This is a genomic window from Rhodanobacter sp. L36 (assembly GCF_009765755.1).
GTDB lineage: Bacteria > Pseudomonadota > Gammaproteobacteria > Xanthomonadales > Rhodanobacteraceae > Rhodanobacter.
Genome location: NZ_LMUV01000004.1, coordinates 248,603 through 260,073, shown reverse-complemented (window position 1 = coordinate 260,073; position 11,471 = coordinate 248,603). Strand labels below are relative to the sequence as shown.

The window sequence follows — 11,471 nt, the reverse complement described above, 5'->3', positions numbered from 1 at the left end:
AAAGATCAACCACTTGTCACCGATTCCTCGATGACGCCCCAAGACATTTCGTCCCGGGTGAGCCGCCCATTCTATATCGTTTTTAGTGGCCGTCAACAGCGTCGAAGAGAAATTTTTCAATCGATTCTGTTGACGACACCTTCGCGAACAGGCTTTTCGTCGAAGGGGTAGAGATCATAGCGCCACACGGCTGACATGTGAAGGGGCTGTGCACACTTTTGCCTCAAAGTCACATGTCGCAGACCCTATATCGGCTTATCAACTCACACGAATCTGATGAAACACTTGCTCCCGCTCGTTCTGACCTGGCTCGCGGCAGCGTGCACCGCGCGCATCGGCCATCAACTCGGCGCCGTCGATCTGCGCGGACAGCATTTCTCTACGGAAGTCGTGACGGACGAAGCCGGTCGCGAATACGGTTTGATGAACCGCACGACGCTCACACAAGACCACGGAATGCTGTTCGTGTTTCCCGATGCAGCTCCGCGAGGCTTCTGGATGAAGAACACCCTCATCCCTCTGGACATCCTCTACTTCGATACGAACCGCAGACTGGTATCCACGCAAAAGAACGTTCCGCCCTGCAAGGCGGATCCATGCGCCACTTATCCCAGCAAAGGCCCGGCGCGCTATGTGCTGGAGCTCTCGGCCGGCACAGCGAGTCGCATCGGCGCACAGTCCGGCGACGTGTTGAAGATCGATGGAGACGTGGAAACCGCGCAATGAGCCGATTCCTTGCGGCTGTCCACGAAACCGACGCGATAGGGAATCAGATCTTCGAGACGGAGGTTTTCCAGCGCGTCCCAGTCGTCTTCAAAGGGAATGAATTGCTTCATGGAGGATGTTCTCTTGTCATGCACGACAACGGTGTGCGCAGGAACATCAGAGCAGGCGACGCGGCCAAAAGGCTGGCGGAAACGGGCGCTTTGCAGGCAGGTGCGAGCTCTAGTCGAGCTCGATCATTTCGAAGTCATCCTTGGTGGTACCGCAATCCGGACAGGTCCACGTTTCTGGTACGTCCTCCCATCGCGTGCCTGCGGGAATCCCCTCATCCGGCACGCCTGCGGCTTCGTCGTAGATGTATCCGCAGACAACGCACATCCATTTGCGCGACGGCGTTTGGTTGGAACTTTCACTCATGGCAGGTTTCTTCAGATCGCTATTGAATGGAGCATTCTCGCAACTCGCCGGCCAATGCGAAAGCGTCCATGATCCGGCTCCAAGCATTGCACCGAGGTTGGAAGTTGAAACCATTCCCCGATCGCGGCCTTTATGCCATCACCGACGGACCGCGTCTTGATCTTCTGGCGGCGGTGGCTCAGGCCCTTACCGGTGGCGCTCGGCTGCTCCAGTACCGCGATGAAAGCACGGACACCGCGCGCCGGGAGTCCGAGGTCGCCGCGCTCAAGCAGCTCTGCGAAACGTACGCCGTCCCGTTGATCATCGACCAGGACGTTGCACTTGCAGTGCGCATGCGCGCGAACGGCGTGCACCTGACTGCGGAAGATAGTGTGCGCGATGCCAGAGCCATGTTCGGACCCGCCGCCATCATCGGCGTCGCCTGCCGCGATTCGCTCGATCTGGCGAAAACCGCAGCGCGTGAAGGCGCCAGCTACATCAGTTTCGGCGCGTTCTTTCATTCGCCGACCAAACCGATGGCACCACGCGCGTCCATCGATCTGCTGAGGCAAAGCGCCGCGCTCGGCTTGCCGCGAGTGGCGATTGGCGGCATCACGCCGGACAATGGCAGTTCACTGATCGACGCCGGCGCGGACTATCTGGCGGCGATCTCGTCGCTATTCGGCGCCGCAGATGTCGAGGCGACCGCGCGACACTTCGCCCGGCTTTATTCAACTTCTCCCGGAACATCCGCATGACCAGCAACCACGAACTCTTTCAGCGCGCGCAATCCTTGATGCCGGGCGGCGTGAATTCGCCGGTGCGCGCGTTCAAGTCGGTGGGCGGCGAACCGTTCTTCACCGCACGTGCGGACGGCGCTTATTTGTGGGATGTCGAAGGCACGCGATACATCGACTACGTCGGCTCGTGGGGTCCGATGATCGCCGGACACAATCATCCCGCCGTGCGCGAAGCGGTGGAGCGCGCGGTGAAAGATGGCCTGTCGTTCGGCACGCCGTGCGCGGCCGAAGTCACCATGGCCGAGACCATCACACGGCTGATTCCATCCATCGAGATGGTGCGCATGGTCAATTCCGGCACCGAAGCGACGATGTCGGCGATCCGGCTGGCGCGCGGCGCCACAGGTCGATCGAAGATCGTGAAGTTCGAGGGCTGCTATCACGGACACGGCGACAGCTTCCTCGTGAAAGCCGGCTCCGGCGCGCTGACTTTTGGCGTCCCGACATCGCCGGGCGTGCCCAAGGCGAGCGCCGATCTGACGCTTACGCTTCCCTTCAACGATCTTGATGCGGCGAAAACGCTGTTCGCGGATCACGGCAGCGATGTTGCCGGCCTGATCATCGAGCCGGTGGCCGGCAACATGAATTGCATACCGCCGGTGGACGGCTATCTGCGCGGCCTGCGAGAGCTGTGCGCGCAATACGGCGCGCTGTTGATCTTCGACGAAGTCATGACCGGTTTTCGCGTCGCGCTCGGCGGTGCGCAATCGCTGTACGACGTCACGCCCGACCTGACGACATTCGGCAAGATCATCGGCGGCGGCATGCCGGTCGGCGCGTACGGCGGACGGCGCGAACTCATGCAACAGATCGCGCCGTCCGGACCGATCTACCAGGCCGGCACCTTGAGCGGCAACCCGGTGGCGATGGCGGCGGGCCTTGCGATGCTGGAAGTGATCCAGGCGCCGGGCTTCCACGAGCGCCTTGCCGCCCGCACGCGTTTGCTCACCGATGGGTTGCAGTCGGTCGCCGATGGTGAAGGTGTGGCGTTCAGCACGCATCGCGTGGGCGGCATGTTCGGCTTGTTCTTTACTGCGGACAAGGTCACGACATTCACGCAGGCGACCACTGCTGATGTCGCGTTATTCAACCGTTTCTTCCAGGGCATGTTGCGGCGTGGCGTGTATCTCGCGCCGTCCGCGTTCGAAGCAGGATTCATGTCGAGCGCGCACAGCGATCAGGATATTGCCGATACGCTCGAAGCCGCTCGTGGCTCGCTGCGCGAAGCACGCGCCTGACGGCACAGTAGCAACGACTCACCAGTTTCCGCTGTTCGCCATCGACGCCCATGGTTCGCGCGGCGGCAGACGACCTTCCTGCAACAGCTCGATCGAAATGAGATCGGGTGAACGAACGAACGCCATGTGTCCGTCGCGCGGCGGGCGATGAATCGTGCAGCCCATCGACTGAAGACGTTCGCAGGTCGCGTAGATGTCGTCCACCCGAAAAGCCAGATGGCCGAAGTTGCGCGCGGAACCGTAGCCTTCCTGCTCGCCCCAGTTCCATGTCAGTTCGATTTCGGCTTCCGGGCTTTCCGCGGCTGCAAGAAACACCAGCGTGTACTTACCTTCCGGAACTTCCTTGCGGCGCACTTCCTTCAGACCCAGTCCATCGCAATAGAAACGCAGCGAAGCATCGAGGTCGCGCACGCGCACCATGCTGTGCAGGTATTTCATGGGTGGCACTCCCGGTCGGATCCGCGCATGAAGTTCATTGCATCACGCTGCCACGTAGTCGCTCAACGCAGTGTGCAGACGCGCGAGCCCCTCGGCCATTTCTTCATCGGTAATCGTCAGTGGCGGCACGAAACGCAGCACGTCGGAGCCAGCCTGCAACACCAACAAACCATTCGCCGCCGCGTGATCGAGCACCTCCCCCGCCTTGCCCTTGTGCGCATCCGCAAGCACCGCGCCGATCATCAGGCCGCGACCACGCACTTCGGAAAAAAGATTCAATTCGTCATTGATGCGCTGCAATCCCGCGCGCAATTCGTGGGCCTGCCGCTCAACGTTGATCGACACCGCTGGGGATGAAAGTTTCGCAAGCGCGACGCGCGCGACCGCCGACGCCATCGGATTGCCGCCAAAGGTCGTGCCATGCGCGCCGTACTGCATCACCTCAGCCACCTTCGATCCAGCCAGCATCGCGCCGATCGGAAAGCCGCAGCCGAGTGCCTTGGCGAGCGTGACGATGTCGGGCTGCACGTTGTCGTGCATGTGCGCAAACAGCTTGCCAGTGCGGCCCATGCCGCACTGGATTTCGTCGAAGATCAGCAACGCATCGTGCGCGTCGCAGAGTTCGCGAACCTTCCCGATGAATCCGTCAGCTGCCGGCAGCACGCCGCCTTCGCCCTGCACCGGCTCAAGCATCACGGCCGCGACATCATCGGCGTCGAACGCGCGCTCCAGCGCCTCGATGTCATTGAAATCGACATAGCGGAAACCGCCGGGCAACGGTTCGTAGCCTTCCTGATATTTGGGTTGCGCCGTGGCGGTGACTGTCGCCAGTGTGCGCCCGTGAAAGGAACCCTTGAACGTGATGATCGTGCGGCGTTCTGGCGGTCGCCCTTGTGCAGCGGCCCACTTACGCGCCAATTTGATCGCTGCCTCGTTCGCTTCCGCGCCGGAATTGCACAGGAACACGCGTTCGGCAAAACCCGAGGCATTCACCAGTTCTTCGGCCAATCGCAACGGCGGCTCGGTGTAGAACACGTTGCTCGCGTGCCACAGCTTGCGCGACTGTTCGTGCAGCGCGGCCAGCAGATCGGGATCCTGATGGCCGAGCGCATTCACCGCGATGCCCGCGCCGAAATCCACGTAGTCGCGACCTTGCGTGTCCCAGACGCGCGCACCCAGGCCGTGATCAAGCACTACATCCCGCGGCTTGTACACCGGCAGCCAGTAGCGCTTGCCGAGATCGATCAGCGGCGAGGCATCAGTCACTTGTGGTTGCATGGCTTGCTCCGGCATCGACCTGCGATGCCCGTGGTGGAATCGATGGACTGCATCGGGACGACGTAGAATTTTCACACGCCACAACCGTTGACGTTCTGCTCAATCGAGAAAAAGATCGGGCAGCAAGTTCGCGCCGGATTGCATGGCGTAGCTCTCGAAATCAGTCACGCCTGCTTCGCGCAGAATCTCTTCGTCGATGGCGAAATGTCCGGTGTATTCGCGCGCCGGGCGTAGCAGCAACGCATGCGCGGCGTCGGCAACGATATCCGGCTTGCGACAGTGCTCGACCTGCACGCCGTCGATCATCGCGATCGCCGCCGTCGCGATCACCGTACGCGGCCACAACGCATTCACCGCGATGCCCGCTTCGGCGAACTCCGCGCTCATGCCGAGCACGCACAGGCTCATGCCGTACTTGGCGATGGTGTACGCGGTGTGCGGTGCAAACCATTTCGCATCGAGATTCGGCGGCGGCGACAGCATCAGCACGTGCGGATTCGTCGCCTGTTTCAGATACGGCAGGCAGCTTTGCGTGACCAGAAATGTGCCGCGGGTGTTCACCTGATGCATCAGGTCGAATCGCTTCATCGGCGTGTCGGCCGTGCCGGCGAGCCAGATCGCGCTGGCGTTGTTGACCACGATGTCGATGCCACCAAAATGTTCGGCTGCCTGCGCCGCCGCGTCGCGCACCTGGCATTCCTCGCGAATATCCACCTGCAGCGCGAGCGCCTTGCCGCCCGCCGCTTCGACCTGCGCAGCAGCGCTGTGGATCGTGCCGGGAAGTTTCGGATTCGGCACGTTGCTCTTCGCTGCGATCACGATATTCGCGCCATCACGCGCAGCGCGCAGCGCAATCGCCAAGCCGATGCCACGCGACGCGCCGGTGATGAACAACGTCTTGCCTGCCAGGCTGGCCATGCGCTTCAACTCCGTCGGATAGAACGTGGAGTCTAGCGCCGACGCGTCAGGGCTTCTGGAAACGCGGCAGGATATCGCGCAGTTCGGCGAGGCGAATCAGCGGATCGGTCAGTTCCAGCATGTGCTGCTGCTCGCTCGCATCGAGCGGCAGCAATTCGGCGAGGCGGAATCCGACCCAGCTCGCATCGTCGTACGTACTGCGCGGCGCATCACGCCACTGCGGTCCCATTGTTTCGATCAGCCGCTCGAGAATGCTTTGCAGCAAAGCGAACTCCACCGGCACCGGTTGCTCCGGTTCGTCTGGCCAGATCTCCGCATCTCCGCGCAACAAACCGTCGCTGCGAATGCGGCTGCGCGCGACACGAAAACGCGATCCGCCGATGGCGACGATGCCGAGCAGTCCATCCTCGCCGCTGTGGAAATCAGTGATGCGTGCGATCGTGCCCACGGCGGCCGGCAACGCCGGTGCGCCGGTTTCGTTGCCTTGAAGAATCAGACACACGCCAAAGCCGGTGCCATGGCGCGTGCACTCGCGCACCAGATCGAGATAGCGCGGCTCGAAGATGCGCAACTGCAATTCGCTGCCCGGAAACAGCACGGTCGACAGCGGAAACAGCGGCAACTCGATGAGAGGAATCTGGCTGACCATGTCGCAAGTCTAGCCATTGTGCCCGAGCTCTGGCAGCGCGCGCATCACAAGGCGCTCAACCGCCGCGGAGACTTTCCACGAAGCGGCGCGGTGCATTCTCAAAGCCGCCGTTGGACATGAAGATCACCTGATCGCCAGGCTTCGCCTGCGCATGCAAGGCATCGATCAACGCATCCACGCTGGCCGCAGCGATGCCGCGACCGCCGAGTGCATCGGTGATTTTTCCGGCATCCCACGGGAGCTCCGGCCGATGCAGAAAGACCACCGCGTCGGCATTGCACAATGAGGGCGCCAGCGCGTCGGTGTGTGCGCCTTGGCGCATGGAATTGGAACGTGGTTCCAGCGCCACCAGGATGCGTGAATCGCCCACCTTCGCGCGCAGGCCAGCCAGCGTGGTGGCGATGGCGGTGGGGTGATGCGCGAAATCGTCGTAGACGCGTATGTCGTTGACCTCGCCGACCATTTCCATCCGTCGCTTGACGCTTTCGAAGGTGGCGAATGCGGGCAACAGCGCGCGCGCATCAGCGCCGATTGCGGACGCTGCCGCCAGCGCGGCCAGCGCGTTCGTCACGCTGTGATTTCCGAGCAGCGACCAGCGGATGTCGCCGATGAGTTCGCCGCGACGGTGCACGGTGAACACCGATCCATCCGCTTCCACCAGCGTGGCCTGCCAGTCGCCACGGCCGATGCCGAAGGTCTCCACCGGCGTCCAGCAACCCATGGCCAGCACTTCGGCCAAACGTTCATCGGCGGCATTCACGATCAGACGTCCATTTGCCGGCACCGTGCGCACGAGATGATGGAATTGGCGCTGGATCGCCGCGACATCCGGAAAGATGTCGGCGTGGTCGTATTCCAGGTTGTTGAGGATCGCAATGCGCGGCCGGTAGTGCACGAACTTGCTGCGCTTGTCGAAGAACGCAGTGTCGTATTCGTCCGCCTCGATGACGAAGGGACGGCCGTCACCGAGCCGTGCCGATACGCCGAAATTTCCCGGCACGCCGCCGACCAGAAAACCCGGTGCCAGCCCTGCCTCTTCGAGCAGGTGCGCAAGCAGGCTTGTCGTGGTGGTTTTGCCGTGGGTGCCGGCGACTGCGAGCACATCGCGATCGGCCAGCACCGTTTCGCCCAACCACTGCGGACCGGAGATATAGCGCAGGCGTTCGTCCAGCATGTATTCGACCGCGGGGTTGCCGCGCGTCATCGCGTTGCCGACGACCACGAGATCAGGAGAAGGCTGCAGATGCTCCGCTGAATAACCGCGCATCAGCTGGATGCCGAGTGCTTCAAGTTGCGTGCTCATCGGCGGGTAGACGCTGGCGTCGGAACCTTCGACCGTGTGGCCCAGCTCGCGCGCGAGCGCGGCGACGCCGCCCATGAAGGTGCCGCAGATGCCGAGGATATGCAGACGCATGGTGGCGGAAATTCCTTGAAGCACTCTCGCGATCGGAGAGTGCGTGTCAGCCGTTGGCGGCGGCCGATTCGTTCTCGAGAGCGCGCTTGACGCGTGCAGTGACTTCGCCCAGTTCACCCACGCCATCGACGGCCTGAAGCTTGCCGCGACGCGCGTAGAAATCCGCCACCGGCGCGGTCTGCTCGGCGTAGATCGCCAGGCGCTTGCGCACCGTGTCGGGGTTGTCGTCTGCACGATGTTCCGCCTTGAAGCGGATTTCGCAGCGATTGATGATCGCTTCGTTCGGTACGTCGAGCTTGACCACGGCGTCGAGCGGCTGGCCGATCTTGGCCAGCAGGTGATCGAGCGCGTCGGCCTGGGCGAGATTGCGCGGATAACCGTCGAGGATGAAGCCGGCCTTCGCATCGTCCTGCGCCAGCCGTTCTTCCAGCATGCCGAGGAGGATGTCGTCGGAAACCAGTTGGCCGGCGTCCATCACTGCCTTGGCCTTGCGTCCCATCGCGGTACCGGCGGCAACTGCGGCTCGCAACATGTCGCCCGTGGAGATGTGCGGCACACCCAGCTCCGTTTTCAGCCGGGCCGCTTGCGTGCCTTTGCCCGATCCGGGCGCTCCAAGTAGGACAAGTCGCATAATGCTCCACAAGTTTGACGGGCCGCCGCACACTGCAACAGCCCGCCAGATTCCCAGAATTGAACGCCAAATTAGCGTCTGCACCCGGTGCCGTCAAACAGTTGCATCACACTGCCGCGGCCAAGTGCTTGTCGCCGAAAGGTTTGGCGTTGATCATCATCGCCCCGTTGTCGCCCGATCGAGGATTCCCATGAGTTCCAGCCGCCGCCCCGCCGTCACCGGCAATCTTCTCTACGCACAATCCGGCGGCGTGACCGCCGTGATCAACGCCACCGCCGCCGGCGTGATCGAAGCGGCGCGCGCCAAGGGCGTGAAAGTCTTCGCCGCGCGCAACGGCATTCTCGGCGCGTTGCGCGAGGAACTGATCGATACCTCTAAGGAAACCAGATCGGCCATCACCGCGCTGCGCCACACGCCCGGCGGCGCGTTCGGTTCGTGCCGCTACAAGCTGAAATCGCTGGAAGAAAACCGCGCCGAGTACGCGCGACTCATCGACGTGTTCCGCGCGCACGACATCCGCTGGTTTCTCTACAACGGCGGCAACGACTCGGCCGATACCGCGCTGAAGATTTCGCAGCTCGGCAAGGCGATGGATTACGACATCCGCTGCATCGGGGTGCCCAAGACGGTCGACAACGATCTCGCCGTGACCGACTGCTGCCCCGGCTTCGGCTCGGTCGCCAAGTACACGGCGATCTCCACGCTGGAAGCGAGCCTCGATGTCGCCTCGATGTCCGAAACCTCGACCAAGGTGTTCATCCTCGAAGTGATGGGTCGCCACGCCGGCTGGATCGCCGCCGCCGCGGGACTCGCGGGCGAAGGCGCAGACACGGCGCCGCATATCATCCTGTTTCCGGAAAACGTGTTCGATGAAAAGGCTTTCCTCGCCAAGGTAAAAGCCACCATCGAACGCGTGGGCTGGTGCACCGTCGTCGCCTCCGAAGGCGTGCGTAACGCAGCGGGCCAGTTCCTCGCTGAAGCGGGCACGCGCGATGCGTTCGGCCATGCACAACTCGGCGGCGTCGCGCCGGTGCTGGCAGCGCTGGTGAAGGAAAAGCTTGGCTACAAATATCACTGGGCACTTCCCGATTACCTTCAACGCTCCGCGCGCCACGCAGCGTCGAAAGTGGATGCCGATCAGGCCTACGCGGTCGGCAAGGCGGCCGTCGATTACGCGCTCGCCGGCTTGAACGCGGTGATGCCGGTGATCGTGCGCACCAGCGACGCGCCGTATCGCTGGAAAATCGAGCCGGCGCCGCTGCTCAAGGTCGCCAACCACGAAAAAAAGATGCCGAAAAACTTCATCACCCGCGACGGCTTTGGCATCACCGCCGCCGCACGTCGCTACCTCGCGCCGCTGATCCAGGGTGAAGCGCCGCTGCCTTACGGTAAGAACGGATTGCCGACCTACGTCACGCTGAAAAATCTCGGCGTGAAACAGAAACTCGAACACTTCGGGCGATGACGCTCGTTCGCGTCATCGCAGAAACGACTTGAGTGCGCGCTCGTACTCGGGGTCGTCCTGGATCGTGTTGTGTCCCTCGCCTTCGATCACGACCTGCTGTGGCGTGATCGGGAAACTGGCGACGAGCGACGCGGTGCGATCGGCCGTCACCAGCAGGTCGTCATCGGCGCGAAGCACGAGTACCGGACAACGGATCAAGACCGCGTAGCGCGAAGATTCATAGCGGTCTTTCAGTAGCCAGCGCACCGGCGCGAAAGGATATTGCGTCTGTGCCACGCGCAGCATGCTGTCAAACGGCGTGACCAGCACCAACCGCTCGACCGGTCGATGCGCCGCGAGTTGAACGGCCACGCCGCTGCCCAGGCTGCGACCGATCACGGCAACGTTGGTGTGATGTCGGGCTGCTTCGTCGAACAGCGCCTGCGCGTCATGGACCAACGCATCCTCGGTCGGCTCGCCGCCACTCATTGCGTAGCCGCGATAAGGCAACAGATACACGGTGCGATCCGGAAACCATCGCGCGATGTCGTCGCGTCGATCCTCGATGCGCTCGCCGTTGCCACCGAAATACAACAGTGCTTTGGGCCGACCCGGGTTCAATACCCAGCCGCGCAATACCACAGAACCGCGGTGCAGGTTGAAGTCCGGTGTCTGGCGAACCAGCCAGCTCGCGCCGGGCTGATAAAGCACATGTCGCTGCGCGAAATAGAGATACGTGCAGAACGTGGCATACAGAACCAGCAGCAATCCCGCGAACACGCCCATCACGCGCCAGAACATATCTTCCCCTCGTGCACGGTCGCAGCCTAGCTGCAAAATCGTAAGGCAACACCAGGAACCCGCCGTTCCCGCTAGCTGACCGAAACCTGAAAAACGCGTGCGGCGAAAGGCCCTCCCATTCAGCCGCAGCTTTCTACGATGCGCTCAACCGGGTCGACACGGCCCGGTCAAGGAGATCAATGATGAAACTCGTACACCGTCTGCTTATTGGCGTTGCCCTGCTCACCTCGGGCAGCATTGCGCTCGCACAGGATCACGACCACGGAAACGATCGCGGCGGTGACCACGGACACGACCGTGGGCACGACGATCATCATGGAAACGACCGCGGCCACGACGACCATCGCGGCAACGATCGCGGCCATGACGACCATCGCTTTCATGGCGACGATCATCGCGGCTACGGTTACCGCCCGGCCCCGGCCCCGCGTTATTACGGTCATCCGGGCTATTACGGTCACCCGGGTCCGTATCGGGGACACTGGGAGCGCGGCCATCGTTATTACGGCCCCACTTATGTGGTGGGCAACTGGGACTACTACCATCTGCGTCGACCGCCGTACGGCTATCGCTGGGTTCGGGCCGACGACGGCTTCCTGCTGGTCGCCGTCAGCACCGGCATCATCCTGGACATGGTCGCGCACTGACGCCGGCGTAATTTCAGACGACGAAGGCCATGCACGCGTGCATGGCCTTTTTCGTTTCATCAATGCCGAAAGTCGAATCGTTGCGCCGCACAAC

13 protein-coding genes are annotated in these 11,471 nt (G+C 62.4%); 5 read left to right on the top strand and 8 right to left on the bottom strand.

The window, feature by feature from the left end:
- Window positions 1-276: 276 nt before the first annotated feature.
- Window positions 277-726 (top strand): DUF192 domain-containing protein, encoded by a 450-nt coding sequence (locus GSQ73_RS08290; protein ID WP_158882906.1) that lies wholly within the window; start codon window positions 277-279, stop codon window positions 724-726.
- Window positions 727-945: 219 nt separating this feature from the next.
- On the opposite strand, the gene GSQ73_RS08285 is transcribed toward GSQ73_RS08290, so the two are convergent.
- Complete coding sequence (locus GSQ73_RS08285; RefSeq protein ID WP_158882904.1) at window positions 946-1,140, bottom strand: rubredoxin; 195 nt, start codon at window positions 1,138-1,140, stop codon at window positions 946-948.
- 104 nt (window positions 1,141-1,244) lie between these two features.
- Between GSQ73_RS08285 and thiE the strand changes: the two genes are divergently transcribed.
- A complete protein-coding gene (thiE, locus tag GSQ73_RS08280; RefSeq protein WP_254063333.1) occupies window positions 1,245-1,877 on the top strand; it encodes a thiamine phosphate synthase in 633 nt (210 codons plus the stop codon).
- Window positions 1,874-3,157: a glutamate-1-semialdehyde 2,1-aminomutase gene (gene hemL, locus GSQ73_RS08275; protein WP_158882900.1), complete on the top strand. Its 1,284-nt coding sequence runs from the start codon at window positions 1,874-1,876 to the stop codon at window positions 3,155-3,157. Before thiE ends, hemL begins: the two co-directional genes overlap by 4 nt.
- Window positions 3,158-3,175: 18 nt before the next feature.
- Here hemL and GSQ73_RS08270 read toward each other — a convergent pair whose 3' ends face one another.
- The 6 genes from GSQ73_RS08270 to GSQ73_RS08245 all read right to left on the bottom strand — a co-directional run bounded on the left by GSQ73_RS08270 (window position 3,176) and on the right by GSQ73_RS08245 (window position 8,485).
- Complete coding sequence (locus GSQ73_RS08270) at window positions 3,176-3,595, bottom strand: lactoylglutathione lyase (RefSeq protein ID WP_158882898.1); 420 nt, start codon at window positions 3,593-3,595, stop codon at window positions 3,176-3,178.
- A gap of 42 nt (window positions 3,596-3,637) precedes the next feature.
- On the bottom strand, window positions 3,638-4,873 hold the full coding sequence (locus GSQ73_RS08265; RefSeq protein ID WP_158882896.1) for an acetylornithine/succinyldiaminopimelate transaminase: 1,236 nt from the start codon (window positions 4,871-4,873) through the stop codon (window positions 3,638-3,640).
- 99 nt (window positions 4,874-4,972) lie between these two features.
- Complete coding sequence (locus tag GSQ73_RS08260; protein WP_158882893.1) at window positions 4,973-5,791, bottom strand: NAD(P)-dependent oxidoreductase; 819 nt, start codon at window positions 5,789-5,791, stop codon at window positions 4,973-4,975.
- Window positions 5,792-5,837: 46 nt separating this feature from the next.
- Window positions 5,838-6,440, bottom strand: a complete 603-nt coding sequence (locus tag GSQ73_RS08255; RefSeq protein WP_158882891.1) for an LON peptidase substrate-binding domain-containing protein — start codon at window positions 6,438-6,440, stop codon at window positions 5,838-5,840.
- 55 nt (window positions 6,441-6,495) lie between these two features.
- Complete coding sequence (gene mpl, locus GSQ73_RS08250) at window positions 6,496-7,854, bottom strand: UDP-N-acetylmuramate:L-alanyl-gamma-D-glutamyl-meso-diaminopimelate ligase (RefSeq protein ID WP_158882889.1); 1,359 nt, start codon at window positions 7,852-7,854, stop codon at window positions 6,496-6,498.
- Window positions 7,855-7,900: 46 nt separating this feature from the next.
- The gene (locus GSQ73_RS08245; RefSeq protein WP_158882887.1) at window positions 7,901-8,485 is read right to left on the bottom strand and encodes an adenylate kinase; all 585 of its coding nucleotides are present in this window, start codon (window positions 8,483-8,485) and stop codon (window positions 7,901-7,903) included.
- Between the two features lie 190 nt (window positions 8,486-8,675).
- Here GSQ73_RS08245 and GSQ73_RS08240 point away from each other — a divergent pair, with 190 nt between their 5' ends.
- Window positions 8,676-9,950: a 6-phosphofructokinase gene (locus GSQ73_RS08240; RefSeq protein ID WP_158882885.1), complete on the top strand. Its 1,275-nt coding sequence runs from the start codon at window positions 8,676-8,678 to the stop codon at window positions 9,948-9,950.
- A 12-nt stretch (window positions 9,951-9,962) separates the two neighbouring features.
- Here GSQ73_RS08240 and GSQ73_RS08235 read toward each other — a convergent pair whose 3' ends face one another.
- Window positions 9,963-10,730: an alpha/beta hydrolase gene (locus GSQ73_RS08235; protein WP_158882883.1), complete on the bottom strand. Its 768-nt coding sequence runs from the start codon at window positions 10,728-10,730 to the stop codon at window positions 9,963-9,965.
- Window positions 10,731-10,912: 182 nt separating this feature from the next.
- Here GSQ73_RS08235 and GSQ73_RS08230 point away from each other — a divergent pair, with 182 nt between their 5' ends.
- Window positions 10,913-11,377, top strand: coding sequence for an RcnB family protein (locus GSQ73_RS08230; protein WP_158882881.1), 465 nt, complete (start codon window positions 10,913-10,915; stop codon window positions 11,375-11,377).
- Window positions 11,378-11,471: the final 94 nt, after the last annotated feature.

Coding starts and splice junctions, on each gene's coding strand:
- GSQ73_RS08290 (WP_158882906.1), top strand. CDS start 277: ATGAAACACTTGCTCCCGCTCGTTCTGACCTGGCTCGCGGCAGCGTGC.
- GSQ73_RS08285 (WP_158882904.1), bottom strand. CDS start 1,140: ATGAGTGAAAGTTCCAACCAAACGCCGTCGCGCAAATGGATGTGCGTT.
- hemL (WP_158882900.1), top strand. CDS start 1,874: ATGACCAGCAACCACGAACTCTTTCAGCGCGCGCAATCCTTGATGCCG.
- GSQ73_RS08270 (WP_158882898.1), bottom strand. CDS start 3,595: ATGAAATACCTGCACAGCATGGTGCGCGTGCGCGACCTCGATGCTTCG.
- GSQ73_RS08265 (WP_158882896.1), bottom strand. CDS start 4,873: ATGCAACCACAAGTGACTGATGCCTCGCCGCTGATCGATCTCGGCAAG.
- GSQ73_RS08260 (WP_158882893.1), bottom strand. CDS start 5,791: ATGGCCAGCCTGGCAGGCAAGACGTTGTTCATCACCGGCGCGTCGCGT.
- GSQ73_RS08255 (WP_158882891.1), bottom strand. CDS start 6,440: ATGGTCAGCCAGATTCCTCTCATCGAGTTGCCGCTGTTTCCGCTGTCG.
- mpl (WP_158882889.1), bottom strand. CDS start 7,854: ATGCGTCTGCATATCCTCGGCATCTGCGGCACCTTCATGGGCGGCGTC.
- GSQ73_RS08245 (WP_158882887.1), bottom strand. CDS start 8,485: ATGCGACTTGTCCTACTTGGAGCGCCCGGATCGGGCAAAGGCACGCAA.
- GSQ73_RS08240 (WP_158882885.1), top strand. CDS start 8,676: ATGAGTTCCAGCCGCCGCCCCGCCGTCACCGGCAATCTTCTCTACGCA.
- GSQ73_RS08235 (WP_158882883.1), bottom strand. CDS start 10,730: ATGTTCTGGCGCGTGATGGGCGTGTTCGCGGGATTGCTGCTGGTTCTG.
- GSQ73_RS08230 (WP_158882881.1), top strand. CDS start 10,913: ATGAAACTCGTACACCGTCTGCTTATTGGCGTTGCCCTGCTCACCTCG.